General features: G+C 66.9%; 22 protein-coding genes. 9 read left to right on the top strand and 13 right to left on the bottom strand.

Annotation, left to right across the window (positions count from 1 at the left end; genetic code table 11):
• A partial coding sequence (locus tag BMW72_RS13890; protein ID WP_482764168.1) for a transposase occupies positions 1–260 on the bottom strand: 260 nt, incomplete at its 3' end.
• Between the two features lie 210 nt (positions 261–470).
• Here BMW72_RS13890 and BMW72_RS13895 point away from each other — a divergent pair.
• Together BMW72_RS13895 and BMW72_RS13900 are read left to right on the top strand one after the other, a co-directional pair.
• Positions 471–1,958: a dihydrolipoyl dehydrogenase family protein gene (locus tag BMW72_RS13895; protein ID WP_092111549.1), complete on the top strand. Its 1,488-nt coding sequence runs from the start codon at positions 471–473 to the stop codon at positions 1,956–1,958.
• A 4-nt stretch (positions 1,959–1,962) separates the two neighbouring features.
• A complete protein-coding gene (locus tag BMW72_RS13900) occupies positions 1,963–2,322 on the top strand; it encodes a Fe-S oxidoreductase (protein WP_092111551.1) in 360 nt (119 codons plus the stop codon).
• Between the two features lie 166 nt (positions 2,323–2,488).
• Here BMW72_RS13900 and BMW72_RS13905 read toward each other — a convergent pair whose 3' ends face one another.
• Both BMW72_RS13905 and BMW72_RS13910 read right to left on the bottom strand, forming a co-directional pair.
• Positions 2,489–3,979, bottom strand: a complete 1,491-nt coding sequence (locus BMW72_RS13905; RefSeq protein ID WP_092111553.1) for a catalase — start codon at positions 3,977–3,979, stop codon at positions 2,489–2,491.
• A gap of 45 nt (positions 3,980–4,024) precedes the next feature.
• A complete protein-coding gene (locus BMW72_RS13910; protein ID WP_092111555.1) occupies positions 4,025–4,525 on the bottom strand; it encodes a Fur family transcriptional regulator in 501 nt (166 codons plus the stop codon).
• A 105-nt stretch (positions 4,526–4,630) separates the two neighbouring features.
• On the opposite strand from BMW72_RS13910, the gene BMW72_RS13915 reads away from it, so the two are divergent.
• Positions 4,631–6,688, top strand: a complete 2,058-nt coding sequence (locus BMW72_RS13915; RefSeq protein ID WP_092111557.1) for an MMPL family transporter — start codon at positions 4,631–4,633, stop codon at positions 6,686–6,688.
• Between the two features lie 44 nt (positions 6,689–6,732).
• Here the strand turns inward: BMW72_RS13915 and BMW72_RS13920 are convergent, their stop codons facing one another.
• Positions 6,733–8,163 carry an amidase gene (locus tag BMW72_RS13920; RefSeq protein WP_092111559.1) on the bottom strand — a complete coding sequence of 477 codons (1,431 nt, stop codon included), beginning with the start codon at positions 8,161–8,163 and terminating at the stop codon, positions 6,733–6,735.
• Between the two features lie 77 nt (positions 8,164–8,240).
• Between BMW72_RS13920 and BMW72_RS13925 the strand changes: the two genes are divergently transcribed.
• Complete coding sequence (locus BMW72_RS13925; RefSeq protein WP_092111560.1) at positions 8,241–9,056, top strand: SDR family NAD(P)-dependent oxidoreductase; 816 nt, start codon at positions 8,241–8,243, stop codon at positions 9,054–9,056.
• Positions 9,057–9,236: 180 nt separating this feature from the next.
• Here BMW72_RS13925 and BMW72_RS13930 read toward each other — a convergent pair whose 3' ends face one another.
• The 8 genes from BMW72_RS13930 to BMW72_RS13965 form a co-directional block, all read right to left on the bottom strand.
• Positions 9,237–9,815, bottom strand: a complete 579-nt coding sequence (locus BMW72_RS13930; protein ID WP_174843188.1) for a GNAT family N-acetyltransferase — start codon at positions 9,813–9,815, stop codon at positions 9,237–9,239.
• Positions 9,808–10,587 carry a uracil-DNA glycosylase gene (locus tag BMW72_RS13935; protein WP_092111562.1) on the bottom strand — a complete coding sequence of 260 codons (780 nt, stop codon included), beginning with the start codon at positions 10,585–10,587 and terminating at the stop codon, positions 9,808–9,810. Before BMW72_RS13935 ends, BMW72_RS13930 begins: the two co-directional genes overlap by 8 nt.
• Positions 10,588–10,608: 21 nt before the next feature.
• Positions 10,609–11,316, bottom strand: a complete 708-nt coding sequence (locus BMW72_RS13940) for a Type 1 glutamine amidotransferase-like domain-containing protein (RefSeq protein ID WP_241984090.1) — start codon at positions 11,314–11,316, stop codon at positions 10,609–10,611.
• Positions 11,313–11,879 (bottom strand): phosphoribosyltransferase, encoded by a 567-nt coding sequence (locus BMW72_RS13945; RefSeq protein ID WP_092111563.1) that lies wholly within the window; start codon positions 11,877–11,879, stop codon positions 11,313–11,315. The genes BMW72_RS13940 and BMW72_RS13945 overlap by 4 nt, the downstream gene beginning before the upstream one ends.
• Before the next feature lie 85 nt (positions 11,880–11,964).
• Entirely contained in the window at positions 11,965–13,104 is a 1,140-nt protein-coding gene (locus tag BMW72_RS13950) for a bifunctional 2-methylcitrate synthase/citrate synthase (RefSeq protein ID WP_092111565.1), read from the bottom strand.
• A 9-nt stretch (positions 13,105–13,113) separates the two neighbouring features.
• The gene (prpB, locus tag BMW72_RS13955) at positions 13,114–14,043 is read right to left on the bottom strand and encodes a methylisocitrate lyase (protein ID WP_092111566.1); all 930 of its coding nucleotides are present in this window, start codon (positions 14,041–14,043) and stop codon (positions 13,114–13,116) included.
• Complete coding sequence (locus tag BMW72_RS13960) at positions 14,043–15,578, bottom strand: MmgE/PrpD family protein (protein WP_092111568.1); 1,536 nt, start codon at positions 15,576–15,578, stop codon at positions 14,043–14,045. Before BMW72_RS13960 ends, prpB begins: the two co-directional genes overlap by 1 nt.
• Before the next feature lie 14 nt (positions 15,579–15,592).
• Positions 15,593–16,288, bottom strand: a complete 696-nt coding sequence (locus tag BMW72_RS13965) for a GntR family transcriptional regulator (protein ID WP_092111571.1) — start codon at positions 16,286–16,288, stop codon at positions 15,593–15,595.
• Between the two features lie 106 nt (positions 16,289–16,394).
• Here BMW72_RS13965 and BMW72_RS13970 point away from each other — a divergent pair, with 106 nt between their 5' ends.
• The 3 genes from BMW72_RS13970 to BMW72_RS13980 all read left to right on the top strand — a co-directional run bounded on the left by BMW72_RS13970 (position 16,395) and on the right by BMW72_RS13980 (position 20,360).
• Positions 16,395–18,323: an AMP-binding protein gene (locus tag BMW72_RS13970; RefSeq protein ID WP_092111573.1), complete on the top strand. Its 1,929-nt coding sequence runs from the start codon at positions 16,395–16,397 to the stop codon at positions 18,321–18,323.
• 76 nt (positions 18,324–18,399) lie between these two features.
• A complete protein-coding gene (locus tag BMW72_RS13975; RefSeq protein WP_092111575.1) occupies positions 18,400–18,747 on the top strand; it encodes a DUF485 domain-containing protein in 348 nt (115 codons plus the stop codon).
• Positions 18,744–20,360, top strand: a complete 1,617-nt coding sequence (locus tag BMW72_RS13980; protein ID WP_092111577.1) for a solute symporter family protein — start codon at positions 18,744–18,746, stop codon at positions 20,358–20,360. The genes BMW72_RS13975 and BMW72_RS13980 overlap by 4 nt, the downstream gene beginning before the upstream one ends.
• A 212-nt stretch (positions 20,361–20,572) precedes the next feature.
• Here BMW72_RS13980 and BMW72_RS13985 read toward each other — a convergent pair whose 3' ends face one another.
• Positions 20,573–21,355 (bottom strand): SDR family NAD(P)-dependent oxidoreductase, encoded by a 783-nt coding sequence (locus BMW72_RS13985; RefSeq protein ID WP_092111579.1) that lies wholly within the window; start codon positions 21,353–21,355, stop codon positions 20,573–20,575.
• A gap of 29 nt (positions 21,356–21,384) precedes the next feature.
• Between BMW72_RS13985 and BMW72_RS13990 the strand changes: the two genes are divergently transcribed.
• Both BMW72_RS13990 and BMW72_RS13995 read left to right on the top strand, forming a co-directional pair.
• Complete coding sequence (locus BMW72_RS13990) at positions 21,385–22,518, top strand: acyltransferase family protein (RefSeq protein WP_092111581.1); 1,134 nt, start codon at positions 21,385–21,387, stop codon at positions 22,516–22,518.
• A 96-nt stretch (positions 22,519–22,614) separates the two neighbouring features.
• Positions 22,615–23,946: a bifunctional o-acetylhomoserine/o-acetylserine sulfhydrylase gene (locus BMW72_RS13995; RefSeq protein ID WP_092111583.1), complete on the top strand. Its 1,332-nt coding sequence runs from the start codon at positions 22,615–22,617 to the stop codon at positions 23,944–23,946.
• The last annotated feature ends 67 nt before the right edge of the window (positions 23,947–24,013 follow it).

Consider the following 24,013-nt stretch of genomic DNA (forward strand, 5'->3'; position numbering starts at 1 on the left):
ATGCAGGCCCGCTCAATCTGCCGCGACGACGAGATCCCGCGGGCCGACGCGTAAATCCACACCGCCAACAACAGGTCGGGGTTATACCCCCCACGGCCCGTGCCGCCGAGTTTGGTCTTGTCGTGCAAAGCGCTCGTGTCGAGCTGCTTCACGACATCGATCAGGAACCACGCGAGGTGATTCGTCGGCAACCAATCACGCATATCCGGCGGTATCAGAAACGATTGATCACGATCCACCGGACGATAATTCAGGGCCATAAACCATTTTCCCAGACCCCCCAAACACACCCCGCAACGACACGCACCCGAGCAAAATTCAATTCAGGAGCGATCCCATTAAGCAACAGGCTCTAGATCATGGGCCCGGCTTCCGAAGGTGGTCCCGGGGCGCCCAGGCAGCACACTCCGAACGTCGGAACCTCGGCTAGGCTGCTCCCAACGCGCCCCCACCGCAGTGAAGGAGATTCAATGTCGAGTCAGAGTTACGACGTCATCGTGATCGGCGGCGGCGCTGTCGGGGAGAACGTCGCGGACCGCACCAGCCAGGGCGACCTGAGCACGGTCGTCGTCGAAAGCGACCTGGTGGGCGGTGAGTGTTCGTACTGGGCCTGCATGCCATCGAAGGCTCTGCTGCGCAGCGGCGCCGCCCTCGCCGCAGCCCGGCGGGTGCCGGGCGCCGCCGAAGCTGTCAGCGGAACCGTTGATGCCCGCGCCGCCCTCCGCCAGCGCGACTCCATTGCCAGCCATTGGAAGGACGACGGCCAGGCGAAATGGCTCGACTCGGCCGGCATCGCCCTCGTGCGCGGCCACGCCCGCCTCACCGGTGTCAAAGAAGTCACCGTGACCGCAGCGGATGGCGCGGTGACCGTTCTCACGGCCACCCACGCCGTCGTCGTCAGCACCGGATCGGCGGCGCTGCTGCCCGACATCGACGGCCTCCGGGCGGTCAACCCGTGGACCAGCCGCGAGGCCACGAGCGCCCAGCAGATTCCACCGCGCCTCGCGGTGATCGGCGGCGGCGTCGTCGCCGCCGAGATGGCCGCCGCCTACGCCTCGCTCGGCTCGGCGGTGACCGTCATCGCCCGCAGCCCCCTGCTCGGCGGGCAGGAACCTTTCGCCGGTGAACTCGTCACCGCCGCGCTCGAGGAGAACGGGGTGACCGTGCTCATCGGCCGCTCTACCACCACAGCGCACCGCGAACACGACGGCACGGTCACCCTCGCTCTCGATGACGCAAGCACCGTCACGGCCGATCAGGTGCTCGTGGCCATCGGTCGCACAGCGCGCACCGACGATCTCGGCCTCGATACGGTCGGACTCGGTGCCGGCGACTGGCTCGACGTGGACGATACCCTGCTCGTGCAGGGCGACTCCCCCGACCTCGCCGGCGACTGGCTCTACGCCACCGGCGACGTCAACCACCGGGCCCTCCTTACCCACCAGGGCAAATACCAGGCGCGGGCCGCCGGCGATGCGATCGTCACCCGGGCGGCCGGCCGACCGGTCGACGATACACCGTGGGGCGCCCACGTCGCGACCGCCGACCACGCCGCCGTTCCGCAGGTGACCTTCACCGACCCGCAAGTCGCCTCGGTGGGGCACACCGCCGCATCCGCGGTGAAGGCAGGGTTTCGCATCCGTATTCTCGATTACGATCTCGCCAACCTGGGCGGCGCGTCGGTGCTCGCCGTCGGCTACGTCGGCAAGGCCCGGGCGATCGTCGACCTCGACCGGGAAGTGCTGCTCGGCGTCACCTTCGTGGGCCAGGACGTCGCCGAACTGCTGCACTCCGCCACGGTCGCCATCGTCGGCGAGGTGCCGATCAATCGGCTCTGGCACGCGGTGCCGAGCTACCCGACGCTCACCGAGGTATGGCTGCGCCTGCTCGAGGCGTACGGTCGCCCCGGGTTCACCGATAACGACACCGACACCGACACCGACGAAGAATTAGGCTGACCGGATGCGACGTATCCTCTTCGATTCGCCGCTGAGCCGGGCCGGCTACCTCTACGCGACGGCGGTCGGGCTGGTCTGGGGCTCGATCTGGAGCACCGGCCGCGTCGAAAAACGGGCCGGCCTGTTCGTCTTTCGCGGCATGCCACCGTGGACCTTTGGGCGCGGCGGCTCCTGCGTTGGCGGCTGCTACCTCACCAACCAGAACGTCACGGCGACCGTGCTCGAGCACGAGGCCGTGCACAAACGCCAGTGGCAACGGTTCGGCCTGGTCTTTCCGCTGCTCTACGCGCTCGCCGGGCGCAGCCCCCTGAACAACCGCTTCGAAATCGAGGCGGGCCTGAAAAAGGGCGGGTACATCCGCTAGCTCAAGCCAGCGTGGTTCGAGATCGCACCGCCGACACCGGCGAGGGGTCGCAAATCGTCCCAGAGCGTCCCTGGAACGAGCGAATTGCGCCCCCTCCAGGGAAGCAGCTGACACACAACCGCCCGGCCTGCGAACAGGCCGGGCGGTTCTGGTTAGGCGGTAAGTACTACTGCGCGGCGATGTACTCGGCGTCGACCGCGGCAGCCGCGGCGAAGACGGCGAGGTTGGCGCGCAGCTTGGCGCCGAGGTCGGCGTCCACGCTGGTCCAGTAGCCGATGGCTCGCTCGGTGACCTCGGGCCGGGTCACTCCGCTGATGGCACCGGTGATGGTGTCGAGAAAACGCGCCTTCTGGGCGTCGTCGTAGACCTCGCGGTACAGCGTTCCGGCCTGGCCGAAGTCGTCGTCTTCACTGCGCAGGGTGGCGGCGGCACGCAGCAGCGAACCGTCATTCTCCCACGAGCCCTCGCCCGCGGCGGCGGGGTCGGCGACCGGGCCGCCGAGGGAGTTCGGCGCGTAGTTCGGCTGGCTCGGTGCGTTGTAGTGGTGACGCTGCGCGCCGTCCTGCGAGTAGTTGTTCAGCGGGCTGATCGGTGCGTTGACCGGCAGCTGGGTGAAGTTGGTGCCCACACGATAGCGCTGTGCGTCGGGGTAGGAGAAGATGCGCGCCATGAGCATCTTGTCGGGGCTCGCCGCGATGCCGGGCACGAAGTTGGCGGGCGAGAACGCCGACTGCTCGATCTCGGCGAAGAAGTTGTCGGGGTTGCGGTTGAGCGTGTGGGTGCCGACCGGGATGAGCGGGAAGTCGGCGTGCGGCCAGACCTTGGTGACGTCGAACGGGTTGAACCGGTAGGTGTTGCCCTGCTCGTACGGCATGACCTGCACCGAGACGTTCCAGGACGGGAAGTTGCCGGCGGCGATCGCGTCGGACAGGTCGCGACGGTAGTAGTCGGCATCCGCGCCGGCGATGAGCTCGGCTTCTGATCCCTCCATCTCGACGTTGCCCTGGTTGGATTCGAAGTGGTACTTCACCCAGAAGCGCGAGCCTTCGGCGTTGATCCACTGGTAGGTGTGCGAGCCGAAGCCGGGCATTTCACGCCAGGAGCGCGGCAGGCCGCGGTCGCCCATGAGGTAGGTGACCTGGTGGGCCGACTCCGGGGAGAGGGTCCAGAAGTCCCACTGCATGGTCGCGTCGCGCAGGCCCGTGCCCGGCAGGCGCTTCTGCGAGTGGATGAAGTCGGGGAATTTGATGCCGTCGCGGATGAAGAACACCGGGGTGTTGTTGCCGACGATGTCGTAGTTGCCCTCGCTGGTGTAGAACTTCACCGAGAAGCCGCGCACGTCGCGCCAGGTGTCGGGGCTGCCCTGCTCGCCGGCGACGCTGGAGAAGCGCTGCAGGGTGGGGGTGACGGTACCCGGCTGGAACACGGCCGCGCGGGTGTATTTCGAGACGTCGCCGGTGACGACGAACTCGCCGTGCGCTCCACCGCCCTTGGCGTGCACGATGCGCTCCGGAATGCGCTCGCGGTTGAACTGGGCGAGCTTTTCGACCAGGTAACGGTCGTGCAGCGCGGTGACGCCGTTGTCGCCGACGGTGAGGGAGTGTGCGTCGCTGGCGACGGGGGTACCCGTCTGGTCGGTAGTGGGTTTGATAGTCATGGTGCTCCTTATTGTGAACAGCAACGCGAGGTTGACGGAGGAAGTTTAGGGGTGGGAGGTTTCCAGCTGGCTTGCGGTCTCGAGCTGGCACTGCACGCACAGGCCCCAGTAGGTGACCTCGGCGGCGCGCACGTCGAAACCGAGGGCATCCGCCGGTTCGAGGCAGGGGGCGTGGCCGACCGCGCAGTCCACATCGTGTACCGCGTGGCAACGAGTGCACACGATGTGGTGGTGATTGTCACCGACCCGGCGTTCGAACAGCGCCGGCGAGCCGGCCGGTTCAATCTTGCGCACGAGCCCGGCGCTGCCGAACGAGGCAAGCACCCCATAGACCGCCTGCAGCGAGGTGCCGGGCAGGCCGGCGTGCACCACGCCGAACAGCGCGTCGGCGTTGGAGTGCGGCGCGGCGGTGAGGGCACGCAGCACGGCCAGACGCGGCGCGGTCACCTTGAGACCGGCCGATCGGATGATGCCGGCCAACGACTCGGAGTCGGCCGCGGCCAGGCCAGGGCCTGCGTGGTCGCTGCTCGAATCAATCGTTGTCATGCTTCGACCCTAGCAGTTGTTTTGATTAATTCAAAACAATTCCGCAGCCTGAGCCGGGGAGACTTTAGCTAGCTAGGATAGCGAGCACAAAGTTCTGGAGGAACTGTGCTCGCGATCACCCGCTTCATCACCGGCAAACGCACCGCGTGGGCGGTGTTGCTCGGCACCGTCATTGCCGTCGGGCTGCTGTTCACCCTGCTGCCGGCCAACGAATCCGAGGATTTTCCCGCCGCCGGTCTGCCGAAAACCAGCCAGGCCGCCCAGGTCACCGAGCTGCTCGCCGAGTTTCCCTCGGCCGACCAGACCGCCGCGATCGTGGTCTGGAGCCGGGACGGCGCCGAACTGACCGCGGGCGATCGCACCGCGATCACCGCCGCGGCTGAACAGCTCGGCGCCGCGTCGATCGCGCCGCGCGCCGCGACGCCGCAGTTCAGCGACGACGGCGAGGCCTCGCTGAGCGTGATGCCGCTGGAGGCGCTCGGGGCGACCGCCGACATCGAGAATACGGCCACCGACATCCGTCGGACGGCATCGGGCGGGCTGCCGAACGGGCTGACCGCCTACGTCACCGGGCCGGTCGGGTTTCAGGCCGACATCACCAATGCCTTCGCCGGAGCCGACTTTCGCCTGCTGCTGGTGACCGTCATCGTGGTCGCCGTGCTGCTCATCGTGACCTACCGCAGCCCCGTGCTCTGGATCGTGCCGCTCGTCGTGGTCGGGCTCGCCGACGGCCTCGCCGGCAAAGTGGCCGGCGCGCTGGCCGAACCACTCGGTTTCGCCCTCGACGCCTCGATCTCCGGCATCCTCTCTGTGCTGGTGTTCGGTGCCGGCACCAACTATGCGCTGCTGCTGGTGGCCCGCTACCGCGAAGAACTGCTACACACCGAGAGCCGCAATGTGGCGATGCGCACCGCGGTGACGAGCGCCGGCCCGGCCATCGCGGCCAGCGGCGGCACCGTCGCGCTGAGCCTCGCCACCCTGGTCTTCGCCGAACTCGCCGGCAACCGCGCGCTCGGCATCGCCTGCGCGATCGGCGTGATCATCGCCATTCTGTTCGCCCTGCTCGTGTTGCCGGCCGCCCTCGTGGTGTGCGGGCGTGGCCTGTTCTGGCCGTTCATTCCCCGCGTGCAGGCCGAAGCCGCCGCCCCGCGCGCCGGCTTCTGGACCAGGCTCGGTCGGGGCGTGGCCCGGCACCCGGCGATCATCACAACCGTGTCGGTGCTCGCGATCGGTTCGCTCGCGTTCGGGCTGAACGGCGCCGCGGTGGGATTGTCGCAGGCAGACCAGTTGCTCGGCAACCCGGAGTCGGTCGTGGCGCAGAAAATTGTGGACGAGTCGTTTTCGGCGGGGCTGACCAGCCAGACGGTCGTGCTCGCTCCGGATGCGGCATCCGCTGACGCCGTAGCTGTTGCCCTCGCGACCCCCGGGGTGACCGCGGCGGTCGCCGGTGAGAACGCCGGCGGGCTCACCCGCATTGACGTCACCCTCGACAGTGAACCGGGCAGCGACGAGACCTTCGATACGATCGCCGCGCTGCGCACCGACTTGGCGGATGCCCCGGCTGCGGTTTCGCAGTCGCTGGTCGGCGGCAGCGATGCCACGGCCCTCGACACGAAGACGAGCGCCGAGCGCGACCAGGCCCTGATCCTGCCGCTCATTCTGGGCATCGTCTTTCTGATTCTGGCGCTGCTGCTGCGCTCGCTCGTGGCGCCGGTGTTGCTCATAGCGACCGTGCTCGGTACCTTCTTCGCGAGCCTCGGCGCGTCGAACCTGATCTTTCAGAATCTGCTCGGCTTCGCGGCGTTCGACACCAACGTCGTGTTGTTCTCGTTTCTGTTCCTGGTGGCGCTCGGCGTGGATTACAACATCTTCCTGACCACCCGGGCCCGCGAAGAGGCCCGGCGTTACGGCACCCGGGAGGGCATGGTGCGGGCACTGTCGTCGACCGGCGCGGTGATCACGAGCGCCGGAATTCTGATCGCGGCGGTGTTCGCCGTGCTCGGGGTGCTGCCCGTCGTAGCGCTCACCCAGATCGGGGTGATCGTCTGCATTGGCGTGCTGCTCGACACCCTGGTCGTGCGCACCGTACTTGTGCCCGCCCTGGTCTTTCTGATCGACGACCGATTCTGGTGGCCGTCCCGGCCGGTTTCGACGCGCGGCTAGCGGGCCCGCCAGAACCGGCCCGCCACAAGCCAACCCGCCACAACCTAGGCAGGCTCGGGCGGCACCCTGTCCTGCCAGCGGATGCGCCGCTCCAGCTGCGCTCCGAGCGCGAGCAGGGTGGCCTCGCCGCCCGGCCGGCCGATGAGCTGCACGCCCATCGGCAGGCCGTTCTCGGTCTGGTGCACCGGGAGCACGATGGCCGGCAGGCCGCTCACGTTGATCATCGAGGTGAACGGCGTGTACTGCACCTGCTGGGCGAAGTTGGCCTCGGCGTCGTCGGCGTCGTACCAGCCGACCGGACGCGGAGTGAGCGCCATGGCCGGGGTCAGCACGGCATCGAATTTTGACAGTTGGCGAATGAACGAGCGCTCGAACGCCGTCAGCGCGGCGAGCGCCTCGGCGAGGTCCCGGGCGCTGAGGGCGCGACCGCGGGCGAGCAGCCACTGGGTCAGCGGTTCAAGCAGGGCGATCTGGGCGTCGGTGTCGGCGGGGATGGTCGCCGCCCCGGCCTGCCAGAGGGCCCGGAACGCGGGCACGTAGCTCGGGTCGGGCTTGAGGGCCGTCTCCTCGAGCCCATGCTGCAGCGCGGCAAACCCGGCCACGGCCAGGTCGAGGGCGGCCTGTGCTTCCGGGGCGATCGTAATGTCATAAGCGTCGTCCCAGGCCGAGGTGGTCATCACGCCGAGCTGAAAACGGCCCTCGCCGCGGACTGCCGCCGCCAGCAGCGGCGTCTCGTCGCCGGGGGCGCGCAGGGCGTAGTGGTGGTCGGGGTGACCGTCTCGCGGCGCGATCATGGCGTCGAGCAGCAGCGCGGCATCCGCTACCGTGCGGGCGAGCGGACCGCCGACGGCCAGCCCGCCGAGCTTGTCGATGCCGGAAGCGGACGGCACCCGCCCACGGCCGGGCTTGAGCCCGACCAGCCCGCAGGCGGCGGCGGGAATGCGAATCGACCCGCCGCCGTCGGAGCCCGGCGCGAACGGCAGCAGGCGTGCGGCGACCGCGACGGCAGCGCCGCCGCTCGAGCCGCCGGCCCCGAGCGCAAGGTTCCACGGGGTGCGCGCCGGCGGGGCGGCGAGACTTTCGGTGTAGGAAGCGAGCCCGAATTCTGGGGTGTTGGTCTTGCCGAGGCTGACCCCGCCGGCGTCATCGAGCGCCTGCACGAGGTCGTCCGACTCGTCGGGCACGAAGCCCTCGAACAGCCGCGACCCGAACCCGACTGGCACCCCGGCGCGCAGGTACAGGTCTTTGTCGGCGAACGGGAGGCCCCAGAGCGGCGCGGTACGCGGCATCCGCTCTTCGACGTAGCGCGCGCGGGCGCGGGCGGCGTGCGTGGTCACGGTGACGAACGCGCCGAGGGCCGGATTGAACTTTTCGATGCGCGCAAGGTAGTGCTCCGTGAGCTCGCTCGGACTGATCTCGCGGTTCTGCAGGGCCTGCCATTGTTCCAGGGCGGTCAGTTCGTGTGGATCAGCCATGTGCCGAGCCTAGTTCGACCCGGCGCGGCGACCGGCCACCTCTGGTGATGCACGTCCGGGGCGGCTAGCCTCGAGCCATGGCCAGCGCTTTGTACAATCCCATCGGCACCACCGCGCTCATCACCGGCGCGTCGAGCGGACTCGGCGTCGGGTACGCCCACGAGCTCGCCCAGCGCGGCGCAGATTTGGTGCTCGTCGCCCGCCGGCAGGCCCGCCTCGAAGCCCTCGCGGTGGACCTCGCCGAGAAATACGGCACCGTCTCGACGGTCATCCCCCTCGACCTCAGCACAGCGGATGCCGTGCCCGAGCTGGTCAGCGACCTGCGCGAGCGCGCGATTACCATCGGCACGCTCGTGAACAATGCCGGCTTCGCGACCTTCGGCACGGTGCTCGACTCCGACGAGGAACGGGAACGCGAGCAGGTAGCCGTCAACGTGCACGCGCTGACCGCGCTGACCCACGCTTTTCTGCCCGACCTGGTCGAGACCGCGTCGCTGTACCCGCATACCGCGGCGCTCGTGAACCTCGCCAGCACGGCGGCGTTCCAGCCGGTGCCGCGCATGGCGGTCTACGGCGCGACCAAGGCCTACGTGCTCAGCTACACCGAAGCGGTCAGCTATGAAACGCGGGCGAGCGGCCTCAAGGTGACGGCGATCTGCCCGGGCCCGGCCGACACCGAATTCTTCGAGGTTGCCCAGACCAGCGGTGGCAAGAAGGGCACGCCGCTCACGGTCGAGGAGGTCATGCGCTCATCGTTCGCTGCGCTCGACCGGTCGGTGACGCCATCCGTGGTGCTGGTCGGCGCCCGCAACGCGCTGCTCGCCCGGGTCGCGAGCATCTACCCCCGCCGGGCCGTGCTCAACGCGGTCGGTCGCCTGAACACGCCGCGCTGACCCGCGCTCGGGAGCCCGGCCCGGCCCCGCAACCGCTTGCGTTTGTGGGGCCAATTCAGGAAATCTGCTCCGCAGCGGATGCGCCGCCCCGTGATTTGCGCCTGGCGATCAGCGCCGAGACCTGGATTTCCTGAATTAGCCACCGTAGGTCGCTCTGAGATGCCGGCCCGAGGCGCGAGCCTACTTCAGGCTTTTCTGCAGCAGGATGGTGCCGAGCCAGCGCTCGAACTTGAAACCGACCTTGCCCATGCGGCCGATCTCCTCGAAACCGAAATCGCGGTGCAGTTTGATCGAGGCATCCGCTCCCTGGTCGGCGATGACGGCGATGATCTCCTTCAGGCCGGCCGCTTTGCACCGTCGGATCAGCTCGCCGAGCAGTTCACGCCCGAGTCCCTTACCGGTCGACGCGGCGCCGAGGTAGATCGAGTTCTCCACCGTGAACCGGTAAGCCCGTTTCTGCTTCCACGGGCTGACCAGGGCATACCCGAGAATCTGTCCGGCCGGCGAGACGGCGGTGATGAACGGCATCCCCTGCTTGTTCAGGTAGTAGAACTTATCGCGCCACTCGGCGAGCGTCATGGCATCTTCATCGAAGGTGACGGTGCTGTTGGCGACGAAATAGTTGTAGATCTCGCGAATGTGCGGCAGGTCGGTCGCCCGAACCTCACGCATCTCGTATTCGAACGGCGCCTCGGCCGCAATCTCCGGACGCAGATGGCGAGGCAGCCGACGACGAGGCGCGTATTCTTCCTCAAGCACCGGGCACTCCCCTTTCTGGTTGGTTCCAGATTACCGGAAGCTCCCAACGGACCGGCGCCGCCCCCTGCCGGGCGAGCAGGCGATTGGCCGCGCTGAACGGCGCCGAGCCGAAAAAGCCGCGGCGGGCTGACAACGGGCTCGGGTGCGCCGACTCCAGCACGGGCGTGTCGCCGAGCAGGGGCTTCAGGGTGCCGGCGTCTTTGCCCCACAGAATCGCCACGAGCGGATGCCGCCGCGCCACCAGCGCACGAATAGCCTGGTCGGTCACCGCCTCCCAGCCGTGCCGACGATGCGATCCGGCCGCCCCGGCGCGCACGCTGAGCACCCGGTTGAGCAGCAATACCCCCTGCTCGGACCAGGCCGAGAGGTCGCCGTGCTCGGGCCGCGGCAGTGTGAGGTCGGCGGCGAGTTCGGTGTAGATGTTGCCGAGGCTGCGCGGCAGCGGCCGCACGTGTGCGTTGACGGCGAAGGCCAGGCCGATCGGATGCCCCGGCGTGGGGTAGGGATCCTGCCCCACGATGAGCACCCGCACCGCGGCGAACGGCTGACGAAAGGCCCGAAGCAGGTGCTCCGGCTCCGGCAGAACCTCGTGCCCGGCTGCGCGTTCGGTCGCCAGGAACGAGCCGACCCTGGCCAGGTCGTCGGCTACGGGGGCGAGCGCCTGCGCCCAGCCCGGGTCGATCTGCCCGTTTGCGGCCAGCTCGTCGAGGGTCACGCGGTGACCATCCTGCCGCGCCCGCTGGCGCCCGCCGCCGGGCGCGGCGGCATCCATTTACCGGCTCGCATCACCAGATCAGGCGCCGATGGTGCTCACGAGCACGCCGCCGTCGGCTTGGCTGACCTTCCAGACGCTGCCGGCGCCGAGCACGCGGAGTGCGCCCTCGCCGATGACGAGCACGGTGTTCTCGTCGATGGCCAGACCGCCGTCGACGAGGCCGGCCTCGGTCGCCGCAATCAGGCGGGACAGGCTGCCGGACTGGGCAGCGTGCACGTCGACGGTCACGTCGAGCAGGCCGAGGCCCTGGGCGAGGGTGATCTCGTCGAGGCCCTCGGCGACGTCTTCGGGCGCGACTTCGACGCCGCCGATGCGCCAGCCGCCGATCAGGGCGCGTTCGGCGGCGATCATGGCGCCGGCCGAGAAACCAAGGTACGGCACGCCGGCCGAGACTTGGCGGCGAATCTCGCCCGCGATCGGCAGCAGGGCGGCCAGATAATCGGGGGTCACACCGCCGCCGATGATGATGCCGTCAACGGCGCCCAGAGCGGTCAGGTCGGCCGTGTCGCCGGGCGCGAGCATGGTGCGGCGGGTTTGCGCGGTGGCCCCGAGCGACGCGGCCAGTTCCTCGGCGTGCGCGCTGCCCGGCCCGACGGTGATGACGGCCACGATCGGTTCGTCGCGGTCGGCTGTGAAAGCCTGAGCCGTAACCTCGGCTCGGAACATTCCGAACACCTCGGCATCGTGCGCCGGGTCTCCCCCGCCGCCGACCAGGTGCACGCTCACGCCGTGACCTCAGCAGCGGTGACGTCGGCGAGCGCTTCCGGCGCGATGCTGTCGGGGGCTCCCGGTACCGGCGGCAGCGCCGACCACGGGAACACGATCCACTTGTCGGTCTCCCGCCAGGTGAAGTCGGGCACGTGCACCGTGCGCGGCTTGGTATAGAGCGTCGCGGTGCGCACCTCCATCGCGGTCTCGCCGAGCAGGCGCATCACGAGCGCGAGGGTGTGGCCGGAGTCGGAGACGTCGTCGACCAGCAGCACCCGCTTGCCGGCGAGGGCCGGAGCGTCGAGCATCGGGGCCGACAACACGGGCTCCGGCAGGCGTTCGTCGATGCCGGTGTAGAACTCCACGTTGATGCTGCCGCAGTTCTTGGTGCCGAGCGCGTACGACACGGCTCCGGCCAGCAGCAGGCCGCCGCGGGCGATGGCGATCACGACATCCGGGTGAAAACCGCTCTCCCGCACCCGCACGGCCAGCTCACGCGACGCCGCTGCGAAGTCGGTCCACTGCAGAATTTCGCGGTCGATCACGGACGGTGTGGGCACAGCCTCGGCATCATTGGTCATCCGTCAATGCTAGCGACCATCCACACCATCCAAAACGGATGCCGCGCTGCCAGCTGGCAGCGCGGCATCCGCTTGCAGACAACGGCTACGGAACCTGACGCTGGTCGACGCCGTTGTAAGCGGACAGCGGTCGGATGAGCGCGTTGCTCTTCTTCTGCTCCATGATGTGCGCGGTCCACCCGGTGATGCGCGCCGCGACGAAGATGGGCGTGAAGGTGAGGGTGTCGAACCCCATCAGGTGGTAGGCCGGGCCCGACGGGTAGTCGAGGTTCGGCAGGATCGCCTTGCGGGTGGTCATCGCCGTCTCGAGGGCTTCGTAGAGTTCGAGCAGTTCGGGCTTCTGGTAGTGGTCGACGAGGGTGACCAGCGAGGCCCGCATGGTCGGCACCCGCGAGTCGCCGCTCTTGTAGACGCGGTGCCCGAAGCCCATGATCTTGCGCTTCTCGGCGAGCGCCTGCTCGAGCCATGGCTCGGCCCGTGCGGCCGAACCGGCTTCGAGGCCGATCTCGGTGAAGGTGTGCATGACGGCCTCGTTGGCTCCGCCGTGCAGGGCGCCCTTGAGCGCCCCGACCGCACCGGTCACGGCCGAATACAGGTCAGACAACGTGGAGGTGATGACGCGTGCGGTGAAGGTCGACGCGTTGAAGGAATGCTCGGCGTAAAGGATCATCGATACGTCGAAGGCGTTGACGACGACAAGCTCAGGTACCTCGCCGAAGGCCATGTGCAGAAAGTTCGCCGAATAGCCGAGGTCATCGCGCGGTTCGACCAGGTCCTGGCCGCGCCGGCGACGCTGGTCGTAACAGACGATCGCGGGCAACTGCGCCATCAGACGAATCGACTTCGCGAGGTCGGATTGCGGGGACGGGTTCTCGGCGTCGGGGTCGCTCGCGCCGATGACGCTCACCGCGGTGCGCACGACGTCCATCGGGTGGGCGGTCAGCGGCAGCTCGTCGATGATGCGCTTGATCATCGGGCTGAGGTGACGCAGCGAGCGTTCGAGCGCTTCGAAGTCGGCGAGCTCCTGGTCGTTGGGCAGTTCGCCGTGCCAGAGCAGGTAGGCGACCTCTTCGAAGCTCTTCTTGGCCGCGAGTTCCTGCACCGGGTAGCCCCGATAAAGCAGCGAGTTGGTTTCCGGGTTGACCTTGGAGACCGCGGTCGTGTCGACGACGACGCCGGTCAATCCTTTATAGATGTGCGGTTCCACCGTTTGGGTGTCAGACATGGTGCTCCTTTAGACCTGCGTCGAACTGGGCGTCGAAATGTGCGGGTTCAGCGTGAAATCGAAGATACCCGAATCGAACTGGCTGTACGAGGAGTAGTCGAGCAACTTGTACAGGTCGGCCCGGTGCTGCATTTCCGGCAGCATCGTGGTGAGTGAGCCGTGGCTCTCGATCGCGTCGAGTCCGCGGGCGGCGGAACCCATCGCGAGGCGCAGGAGCGACACCGGAAAGATCACCAGGTTCATGCCGACGTCTTCGAGCTGCTGCACGGTGTACAGCTCGCCCTTGCCGAATTCGGTCATGTTCGCCAGAATCGGCACCGACACGGCCGCCCGAATGGTCTCGAACTCGGCCAGGCTGCCCATCGCCTCGGGGAAGATCGCGTCGGCGCCGGCATCCTGCAGCGCCTTGGCGCGCGTGACCGCCGCATCCAGCCCGTCGACGGCACGGATGTCCGTGCGCGCCATCACGAGAAAGTTCGGGTCCCGCCGCGCGTCGACCGCCGCACGGATGCGTTTGATCGCGGTGTCGGTATCCACGACCTGCTTGCCATCGAGGTGACCGCAGCGTTTCGGGTTGATCTGGTCTTCGATGTGCATGCCGGCGAGGCCGGCATCCTCGAGGGTCTGGATGGTGCGCGCCACGTTCATCGGCTCGCCGAAACCGGTGTCGGCGTCGACGATCGCCGGCAGGTCGGTCATGCGGGCGATCTGCTGCGACCGGCCGGCCACCTCGGTCAGGGTGGTCAGGCCGATGTCGGGCAGGCCGAGGTCGGCCGAGAGCACTGCGCCCGAAATGTAGACCCCCTCGAACCCCTTCTGCTGGATCAGCTTGGCCGAGAGCGGGTTGAACGCGCCGGGGTAGCGCAGTATCCGGCCGCTCGACAGGCCGGCGCGCAGGGCGACGCGCTTGTCGGCGGCGCTGGCCTTGGCGTACAGCATTAGAAGATACCGTTCGGGGTGGCGATCGACTCGAGCAGTCCCGGCTTGGCCACGATGGTCAGGCCGCCGAGGTCGGCGGCAGTGAGCTCGGGCAGGCGCTGCGCGAGGGCGAGGAAGCGTTCGATCTCGGATTCCTCCATCACCGGCGCGGCGAGGGTGCGGAACTTGGTGATGTACTCGGCGCGGGCGAAGGGTCGAGCGCCCAGCGGATGCGCATCGGCCACGGCGATCTCGTCGACCAGGCGGGTTCCATCGGCCAGCTCGATTTCGACGCGACCGCCGAAGGCCTTCTCGGCCGGGTCGAGGGAGTGGTACCGACGCGTCCACTCCTGGTCTTCGGTCGTGGTGACGGTGTTCCACAGGGCGATCGTGTCGGGGCGGCCGGCACGCTCCGGGCTGTAGGAGTCGACGTGGTTCCAGCTGCCGTCCTGCAAGGCCACCGTGAAGATATAGGGAATGGAGTGGTCGAGGGTTTCGCGGCTCGCGGTGGGGTCGTACTTCTGCGGGTCGTTGGCGCCGGAACCGATCACGTAGTGCGTATGGTGGCTGGTGTGGAGACGTACGCTCTTAATGGCACCGGCCACCAGCAGTTCGGGGTGCTCGTTGTGCAGCTTGCGGGCCAGGTCGATCCAGGCCTGCGCCTGGTATTCGGCCGAATGCTCCTTGGTGTAGCTGTCGAGGATGGCGCGCTTGGCGCTGCCGGCCGCCGGCAGCGACACGTCGTACGAGCCGTCCGGGCCGTCGAGCAGCCAGGCAATGACGCCGTCTTCGCCCTCATAGATGGGGGTCGGGCTGGTCTCGCCGCGCAGCGCCCGGTCGACGGCTTCAACGGCCATCTTGCCGGCGAACGCCGGGGCGTGGGCCTTCCAACTGGAGATCTCGCCCTTGCGCGACTGGCGGGTGGCGGTCGTGGTGTGTAGCGCCTGGCCGACGGCCTGAAAGATGGTCTCCTTGTCGAGGCCGAGCAGGGTTCCGATGCCGGCGGCGACCGACGGGCCGAGGTGGGCGACGTGGTCGATCTTGTGCGCGTGCAGGCTGATCGATTTCACGAGGTCGATCTGAATTTCATAGCCGGTGGCGATACCGCGAATCAGGGCGCTGCCGGTCAGCCCGCGCGACGTGGCGAGGTGCTGGGCGACGGCGACGATCGGCGGAATGTTGTCGCCGGGGTGCGAGTACTCGGCGGCCAGAAAGGTGTCGTGGTAGTCCAGTTCACGCACGGCAACACCGTTGGCCCAGGCGGCCCACTCCGGGGACACCCGGCGGGCCGGCGCGAGGCCGAACACGGTCGAGCCGTCGCCACCGTTGGAACGCGGGTGGGCGAGCGCCTGCGAGCGGGCGGCAATCACCGGGCGACGGGTCAGGCTCGCCGCAGCCACAGAGGCATTGTCGATCACGCGGTTGATGACCATCTCGGTCACGTCCTCGGAGACCAGGGCAGGGTCCGCGGCGACCTCGGCGATCTTCCAGGCCAGCTGGTCCTCGCGGGCCAGATTCTCGTCGCTCTTGTGAACTCGAACGTGGTGAAGCTGCACTGTGGATCCCTTCGTTAGTCGGCCGCAGTCGCAGATCGACTACTGGCCGAGTCCTCATCGATCGCCGCGAGGACGCTCAGGAGGCTTTGGTGAAGATGAATATGGGTGGCGTGGGCTGCCAGCGACGGGTCGCCGGCAATGATGGCGTCGATAATCAGCAGATGCTCCGCCGCTGCAGCACGCAGTCGCAGCGGATTTCTACGAGCAAGCCGGCGGATACGGGCCAAGTGGGTGCGAACGGCGCGCAGGGCGCCGACGAGAAAGGGGTTTTCGACGGCAGCATCGACGGCGTCTTCCAGTTCGTCGATCAGCGCGTAGTAGCGGTGCACGCCGATGTCGCCCTGCTCCAGAAGCTCCGGCGCGGTGAGGAACGCGCCGCGCAGCTCCACGAACGGCGCGGGATCACGTCGAGTCGCGGCCAGGCGGATGGCCTGCACCTCGAGGGCCTGACGCAACTCATACAGCTCGGAGATACTGTCGACGGAGATGTCGGTCACTTCGAAGCCCCGTCCACGACGGCCGACCACGAGGCCGTCGGCAATCAGTCGGGCCACCGCTTCCCGCAGCGGGGTGCGAGAGACGCCGATGCGTTCAGCCTGTTCTACTTCGAGCAGGGCAGCGCCCGGGGCGAGGAGTCCGTTGAGAATCTCCCCGCGCAGCTGGCGGTACGCCCGCTCACTGGCGCGAAGCGGTACGTCCAACCCCAACATTGCGGTTTCTGTATACACAAGAGCGATCCTATTCCACATTGTCGGGTTATATGCAATACTTCAACCACTCTTTGTATACAGAGGCTCTTCAATGGAGAAGGTAACTATGAATGGCGCATCAGGTGGGGCCTATCAGGAGGCTTGGCGACGCAGCATTTCGTCGCCGGACGACTTCTGGTTGGACGCCGCCGCGGGCATCGACTGGATCACGCCGCCATCGAAAGCCCTCGACGCCGACGGGCCGGTGACCGGAAGCTGGTTCCCCGGGGGGACGCTCAACACGAGCTATAACGCCCTCGACCGTCACGTCCTGGCCGGGCGCGGCTCCCACACGGCCCTGATCTACGACTCGGCCATGACCGGCACCCGGATTCGTTTGAGCTACCTCGATCTGCTCGGCCGAGTCGCCAAGTTCGCCGGCGCTCTGCGCGCCAACGGTGTCGGTACCGGCGACCGGGTCATCATCTACCTGCCGATGATTCCCGAAGCTGTCATCGCCATGCTCGCCTGCGCACGCATCGGCGCGGTGCACTCGGTAGTGTTCGGTGGTTTCGCGGCCACGGAACTGGCCGTGCGCATCGATGACGCACGGCCGAGTGTCATCGTCACGGCATCCGGCGGGCTGGAACCGGGCCGTGTGGTGGAATATCTGCCGCTGGTCGAGAAGGCACTGGCGCTCAGTCAGGGTTCGGTGCACACCGTCATCGCGCGAAGCCGGGAGAGCATTCCCGGTTCGGCGGCGGACTACCAGGACCGTTCCGGAACGACGGTGCACTGGCTGGACTGGGCCGACGAAGAAGCGAAGGCGGCACCGGCCGACCCGATTGCCCTCCGCTCCGACGATCCGCTGTACATTCTCTACACCTCCGGCACAACCGGTAAGCCCAAGGGCATCATCCGGGACAATGGCGGCCACGCCGTCGCCCTGAACTGGTCGATGCGCAACGTCTACAACGTCGGGCCGGGCGACGTTTTCTGGGCCGCCTCCGACGTCGGCTGGGTGGTCGGGCATTCCTATATCGTCTACGCACCGTTGTTGGCCGGGGCGACCACGGTTATCTACGAGGGCAAACCGATCGGAACCCCGAATGCCGGCGCATTCTGGCGCGTCGTCGACGACTACAAGGTCAAGGTGCTGTTCACCGCACCGACGGCCATCCGCGCAATCCGCCGCGTCGATCCTGACCTGCTCGAACTGAAAAATCACGACGTGTCGAGCCTGACCAGCCTGTTCCTGGCCGGTGAACGTCTCGACCCCGAAACCTTCCACTGGGCCAACGATGGGCTGCACTGCCCGGTGGTCGACCACTGGTGGCAGACCGAGACCGGCTGGGCGATCTGCGCCAACCTGCTCGGCATCGAAGAGCTGCCGACCAAGCCGGGCTCGGCCACGGTGCCGGTACCCGGCTACGACATCGCCATTCTGGATTCCAAGGGCAAGCCGATCGACAAGGTCGGCAAGGACGGCAACATCGCCATTCGGCTGCCATTGCCGCCCGGAACCCTGCTCGGCGTCTGGGGCAGCGCGGAACGTTTCGCGAGTTCGTACCTCACCGCGTTCCCCGGCTACTACGCCACCGGAGACTCCGGGCATTTCGATGCCGACGGCTACCTGTTCGTGATGGGCCGCACCGACGACGTCATCAACGTGGCCGGGCACCGATTGTCGACCGGCTCGCTCGAGGAGGTTCTCACGCTGCATCCGGCCGTCGCCGAATGCGCGGTTCTCGGCGTACACGACCAGCTCAAGGGTCAGCGTGCCGCTGGTTTCGTCACGCTCAAGGCCGGCAGTACCATCGACCATGGCGTTCTCGCCGCAGAGCTCGTCGCCCTCGTCCGGGAGCATGTCGGCCCGGTCGCAGCGTTTCGCGACGTCACCATACTCGACCGACTGCCCAAAACGCGGTCGGGCAAGATTCTTCGCAAAACCATTCGACAAATCGTCGACGGTGAAGAATATTCCGTCCCTCCCACCATCGAAGATCCCACCGTTCTCGACGATCTGAAACGTGCGCTGTCAGCATCCGTTTCTTAGGCCGTCACGAGCACCCCACCGCGCACCCACAATTTTTCGACACCCACATTTTTCGTCCCTGAGGCAAGGAGGCCCCATGAGTGAAGCAGTGAAAGACGCCCCACCGAAGTCCACGATCGACTACGAGGCGTATGAGAAGACGCCGCAGTTTTTGCACATGAAGAAGACCCGCAACCGTTTCGTGGTGCCGCTGTCGATCTTCTTCCTGGTCTGGTACATCGCCTACGTGCTCGCGGCAGCCTACGCGCGTGATTTCATGGCAACGCCGGTGTTCGGCAGCATCAACATCGGTCTGCTCCTCGGCCTCGCGCAGTTCGTCACGACCTTCGCCATCACGATGAGCTACGTGACCTTCGCCAACCGCAAGATCGATCCCCTGACCGCAGAACTTCGCGGCGAACTTGAAGGGCTGGAACAGCGATGAACGCTTTGCAGATTCTGGCCACGACGGTCAAACCGGTTGAGAACAACCCCGTTCTGAACATCTCGATCTTTCTCGCCTTCGTGGCGGTGACGCTGATCATCGTCATTCGCTCGGGCCGCAACAACAAGACTGCGGCGGATTATTACGCCGGTGGCCGCTCCTTCACCGGGCCGCAGAACGGGTTCGCCATCGCGGGCGACTATCTTTCGGCAGCGTCGTTCCTTGGCATTGTCGGCGCGATCGCCGTCACCGGCTATGACGGCTTCATGTATTCCATCGGCTTCCTCGTGGCCTGGCTCGTCGCCCTGCTGCTGGTTGCCGAGCTCATGCGCAACACGGCCAAGTTCACCATGGCCGATGTGCTCTCCTTCCGGCTGAAACAGGGCCCGGTGCGCATGGCAGCAGCCACGACCACACTGGCCGTCTGCTTCTTCTACCTGCTCGCCCAGATGGCCGGCGCCGGCGGACTCGTCTCGCTGCTCCTCGGCATCAACGACAAGCTCGGCCAGTCCATCGTGGTCACCGTCGTCGGCGGCCTGATGATCGTCTATGTACTCGTCGGCGGTATGAAGGGCACCACCTGGGTGCAGATCGTCAAGGCCTTCCTGCTGATCATCGGCGCGTTCGCGATGACCATCTGGGTCCTCGCGATCAACGGCTTCAGCTTGTCGAACCTGCTCGACAGCGCCGTCGCGATCTCCGCCTCCGGCGCCGACATCCTCGCTCCGGGACTGAAGTACGGCGCCAACCCGCTCGACTTCATCTCGCTCGCCCTGGCTCTGGTGCTCGGCACCGCCGGGCTGCCGCACGTGCTCATGCGTTTCTACACGGTTCCCACCGCCAAGGAAGCTCGTCGCTCGGTGGTCTGGGCTATCTGGCTGATCGGCGCGTTCTACATCTTCACCCTCGTGCTCGGCTTCGGTGCTGCCTCGCTCGTCGGTGCGGACACCATTGAGGCCGCTCCCGGCGGCGTGAACTCGGCGGCTCCGCTGCTCGCGCTCGCCCTCGGTGGTCCACTGCTGCTCGGCTTCATCTCCGCCATCGCCTTCGCGACGATCCTGGCAGTGGTAGCCGGAATCACCATCACGGCGGCCACGAGCTTCGCGCATGACATCTATGGCTCCGTAATCAAAAAGGGCAAGGGAAATCCGGACGACGAGGTCAAGGTTGCACGTCGCACCGTCGTCGTCATCGGAATCCTGGCCATCGCCGGTGGTATCGGTGTACAGGGTCAGAACATCGCCTTCCTGGTAGCACTGGCGTTCGCCGTCGCGGCGAGCGCCAACCTGCCGACCATTCTCTATTCCCTGTTCTGGCGTCGGTTCACGACCCGCGGCGCGGTCTGGAGCATGTACGGCGGCCTGTCCTCGGCTGTTCTCCTGATCATCTTCTCGCCGGTGTTCTCGGGCACCGACACGTCGATGTTCGGTGCCGGTGTCGACTTCGCGTTCTTCCCGCTGAGCAACCCCGGTATCGTCTCCATCCCGCTCGGCTTCTTCCTGGGCTGGCTCGGATCGGTCACCAGCACCGTGAAGGAGAGCCCGAAGCTCGCCGCCGAAATGGCCGTGCGCTCGCTCACCGGCCACGGCGCCGAAAAGGCCGTCGAGCACTAACCCTCGCAGTCCCACGAACGGGCCGGCCAGGAATTACATCCTGTCCGGCCCGTTCTGTATGCCAACACGAGGAGCGACGGGGGCGGGTTGTTCGCGGGGTTGCGAGTTTTGAGGTGTTTCAGGGGTCTTGCGCACGCTTTTCGCGCAAGACCCCTGGAACGCCTCAATGTTTGAGCGAGGAGCGGATGACCCGTCCCAGACGCGGGCCGCGATTAGGGCTCGCGCACCGTCAGCTCGCCGCGGGCGATGCGGGTCGGCGCGGCCTGGGCGACCGGCTTGATCACGATCAGGTCGAGGTTCACGTGCGCCGGGCGCTCAACGCTCGACACGATCGTCTCGGCCACGTCCTCCGCCGACAGCGGATCTGGCACGTTGTCGTAGGCCGCGAATGCCTTGTCGGCGTCACCGTTGAAGCGAACCAGGCCGAACTCATCCGTTTTGACCATGCCCGGCGCGATCTCGATCACCCGGATCGGCTCCCCTGAAAGCTCGAGGCGCAGCACCTCGGTCATCGCGTGCGCGGCGAACTTGGCCGCGTTGTACCCGCCGCCGCCGAGGTAAGCGACGTGCCCGGCGATCGACGTGACGGTGACGATATCGGCCGACCCTGCCCCCGAGCGGATGCCGGCGCGCAGCAGCGGCAGCAGGGCCGTGGTGACCCGTTTGACGGCGAGCACGTTGATCTCGAACATCCAGGCCCAGTCTTCGATGCTGCCGGCCTCGACCGAATCGAGTCCCTTGGCGCCGCCGGCGTTGTTGACGAGGGCGTGCACCGGGCCGGTCTCGGCCAAATAGTCGCGCAGCGCGTCCACATCCGCTTGCACGGTGAGGTCGGCGGTGAAGACATCCGCTCCCGTTTCCGCCCGCAGTGCGGCCAGGCGATCGGCACGCCGGGCGACTCCCACCACATCCCAGCCTCGAAGCCGGAACAGACGAACGGTCGCCGCTCCAATTCCTGAACTTGCTCCGGTTACAACGACTCGTCGAGTACTCATTTCTCCATTGTGGCGGGAGAATGGATTGAATGAGCACCGCACCGACGAACTCAGTGGGAAACACCACCAGCCAACCAGTCAAGCGCCGCGTACCCCTCTGGGACAACGCGCGCTGGATCGCGATCACCCTCATGGTGGTCGGCCACGCGATTCTCAAACTCATCGGCGAAGCGGATGTCGCGTACACGCTGTACCTGTTCATCTACGCGTTTCACGTACCGGTTTTCGTGGCGGTGAGCGGCTATTTTGCCAAGAGCGGGCCGCCCGACGCGCGGCAGATGCACCGGCTGCTCAGCGACATCATCATTCCGTACGTCATCTTCGAGACGATCTGGACCGGCCTGCGCTGGATTCTCGGCGGCAAGCTCCTGCTTGACTACTCCACCGCGAGCTGGACCCTGTGGTTTCTGCTCGCCCTGCTCGTTTGGCGCATCGCGCTGCCCTATCTCGTTCTGCTGCGCTACCCCCTGCTGATCAGCATCGTGATCTCCATCGGCGCCGGGTACCTGCCCAACATCGACGGAACCTTCACCCTTTCTCGTACCCTCGGCCTGCTGCCGTTCTTCGTGTTCGGCTGGAAACTGCGCCAGTGGCTGCTGACCGACACCTGGCTGGAACTGCGCGCCGGCCTCATCTGGCGCTGGCGGACCGGAGCGCTCGGGCTGTTCGCCGCGCTCTACCTGATCATCGCGCTGAACATCCAGACGCTGCGCGACCTGCAGGTGCGCCGGTTCCTGCTCTACGACGAGGCCTACGGGGTCTTCGACTATTCAGAGTTCTGGGCCGGCGGCATCCGTTTGGCGGTGATGCTGCTCGCTTTCACGCTGATCGTGGCCTTTTTGATGCTGATTCCCCGGCGTTCGACCTGGTTCACCCACCTGGGAGCGGCGACGATGTACATCTACCTGCTGCATACCTTCGTGCTGTACCCGCTGCGGGAGTCGGGAGTACTCGACGGGCCGCAGCCAGCATGGGTGCTGCCCGGCATGATCGTGCTGAGCGTGGCCATCTCGATCGTGCTGTCGATGCCCGTCGTTCGACGGGTGTTCCGGCCGCTCGTCGAGCCGCGGGCCCGGTGGCTGTTCCGGCCCGATGCTGCCACACCGACGGGAACGATCGTGCTGCCGCACGAGAATCGCACATTGCCGCCAGCGAGAAAATGACGCTGTGTTTCGCCCGTTGTTGCACGGCCATTCGGGCCTCTTTATGATCGGGGCCAGAGCGTTGGAGAGTCCGCGCTGTATGAGCCGGAGGCTATCGTGACCGACAATTCTTCATCGTGGAAGTTTGAAACCAAGCAGGTTCACTCCGGCGCTCGTCCCGACCCGGTCACCAACGCCCGGGCCACCCCGATCTACCAGACCACGTCGTACGTGTTCAACAGCGCCGAGCACGCCCAGAACCTGTTCGCGCTGGCCGAATTCGGCAACATCTACACCCGCATCCAGAATCCCACCCAGGCGGTCGTCGAGGAGCGGGTCGCAGCGCTCGAGGGCGGCACGGCGGCGCTGCTGCTGTCCAGCGGCCAGTCGGCATCCACTTTTGCGGTGTTGAACATCGCCCAGGCCGGCGACCACATCGTGTCGTCGAGCTCGATCTACGGCGGCACCTACAACCTGTTCAAGTACACCCTGGCCAAGCTCGGCATCGAGGTCACCTTTGTGGAAGACCAGGATGACGTCGCCGAGTGGGAGCGCGCGGTGCGCCCCAACACCAAACTGTTCTTCGCCGAGACCATCGGCAACCCGCGCATCAACGTGCTCGATATCAGCCTGGTAGCGGATGTCGCCCACGCGAACGGTATTCCGTTGATCGTAGACAACACGATTGCGACGCCGTACCTCATTCGCCCGTTCGAGCACGGCGCCGATATCATCGTGCACTCGGCCACCAAATTTCTCGGCGGCCACGGCACCATCATCGGCGGCGTTCTCGTGGACGGCGGCAAATTCGAGTGGTCCAAGAACGTCGAGAAGTTTCCCGGTCTGACCGAACCCGACCCGTCGTACCATGGCGCGAGCTACACCACCGCGGTCGGCGACGGCATCGCCTACGTCATCAAAGCGCGCGTGCAGCTGCTGCGCGACCTCGGCAGTGCCATCGCCCCGGCGAGCGCCTGGCAGCTCATCCAGGGCATCGAAACGCTCAGCCTGCGCATCGAACGGCATGTGCAGAACGCCCAGGACATCGCAGAGTGGCTCGACAACCACGACGACATTGCCTCGGTGAACTACGCCGGCCTCCCGTCGAGCCCCTGGTACGCCACCGCCAACAAGTACGCCCCGCTCGGCGTCGGCGCGGTGCTCTCGTTCGAGCTCAAGGGCGGCGTCGCGGCCGGCCGCGCCCTCGTCGACAACCTGAGCCTGTTCAGCCACCTCGCCAACATCGGCGACGTGCGCTCCCTGGTGATTCACCCGGCCTCGACCACACACGCCCAGCTCACCCCCGAGCAGCAGCTGACCGCCGGCGTGACGCCCGGCCTGGTACGCCTCTCGGTGGGCATCGAGAACGTCACCGACCTGAAAGCCGACCTCGAGGCCGGCCTGGCCGCCGCCCGCGCCATCGTCAAGCGTGACCGCGCCGACGCCTGAGGTCGGTCATCGCCCGGGCGCACAACGTAACATGCGCCCGGGCCGGTCATTCCACCGACAGAATGGA

This window comes from Cryobacterium luteum (assembly GCF_900110125.1).
Classification (GTDB): Bacteria; Actinomycetota; Actinomycetes; order Actinomycetales; family Microbacteriaceae; genus Cryobacterium; species Cryobacterium luteum.

What these genes read in the sequence shown, in the direction of transcription:
- BMW72_RS13895 (WP_092111549.1), top strand. Translation starts at nt 471, where the DNA reads ATGTCGAGTCAGAGTTACGACGTCATCGTGATCGGCGGCGGCGCTGTC.
- BMW72_RS13900 (WP_092111551.1), top strand. Translation starts at nt 1,963, where the DNA reads ATGCGACGTATCCTCTTCGATTCGCCGCTGAGCCGGGCCGGCTACCTC.
- BMW72_RS13905 (WP_092111553.1), bottom strand. Translation starts at nt 3,979, where the DNA reads ATGACTATCAAACCCACTACCGACCAGACGGGTACCCCCGTCGCCAGC.
- BMW72_RS13910 (WP_092111555.1), bottom strand. Translation starts at nt 4,525, where the DNA reads ATGACAACGATTGATTCGAGCAGCGACCACGCAGGCCCTGGCCTGGCC.
- BMW72_RS13920 (WP_092111559.1), bottom strand. Translation starts at nt 8,163, where the DNA reads ATGGCTGATCCACACGAACTGACCGCCCTGGAACAATGGCAGGCCCTG.
- BMW72_RS13925 (WP_092111560.1), top strand. Translation starts at nt 8,241, where the DNA reads ATGGCCAGCGCTTTGTACAATCCCATCGGCACCACCGCGCTCATCACC.
- BMW72_RS13935 (WP_092111562.1), bottom strand. Translation starts at nt 10,587, where the DNA reads ATGGATGCCGCCGCGCCCGGCGGCGGGCGCCAGCGGGCGCGGCAGGAT.
- BMW72_RS13945 (WP_092111563.1), bottom strand. Translation starts at nt 11,879, where the DNA reads ATGACCAATGATGCCGAGGCTGTGCCCACACCGTCCGTGATCGACCGC.
- BMW72_RS13950 (WP_092111565.1), bottom strand. Translation starts at nt 13,104, where the DNA reads ATGTCTGACACCCAAACGGTGGAACCGCACATCTATAAAGGATTGACC.
- prpB (WP_092111566.1), bottom strand. Translation starts at nt 14,043, where the DNA reads ATGCTGTACGCCAAGGCCAGCGCCGCCGACAAGCGCGTCGCCCTGCGC.
- BMW72_RS13965 (WP_092111571.1), bottom strand. Translation starts at nt 16,288, where the DNA reads ATGTTGGGGTTGGACGTACCGCTTCGCGCCAGTGAGCGGGCGTACCGC.
- BMW72_RS13970 (WP_092111573.1), top strand. Translation starts at nt 16,395, where the DNA reads ATGAATGGCGCATCAGGTGGGGCCTATCAGGAGGCTTGGCGACGCAGC.
- BMW72_RS13975 (WP_092111575.1), top strand. Translation starts at nt 18,400, where the DNA reads ATGAGTGAAGCAGTGAAAGACGCCCCACCGAAGTCCACGATCGACTAC.
- BMW72_RS13980 (WP_092111577.1), top strand. Translation starts at nt 18,744, where the DNA reads ATGAACGCTTTGCAGATTCTGGCCACGACGGTCAAACCGGTTGAGAAC.
- BMW72_RS13985 (WP_092111579.1), bottom strand. Translation starts at nt 21,355, where the DNA reads ATGAGTACTCGACGAGTCGTTGTAACCGGAGCAAGTTCAGGAATTGGA.
- BMW72_RS13990 (WP_092111581.1), top strand. Translation starts at nt 21,385, where the DNA reads ATGAGCACCGCACCGACGAACTCAGTGGGAAACACCACCAGCCAACCA.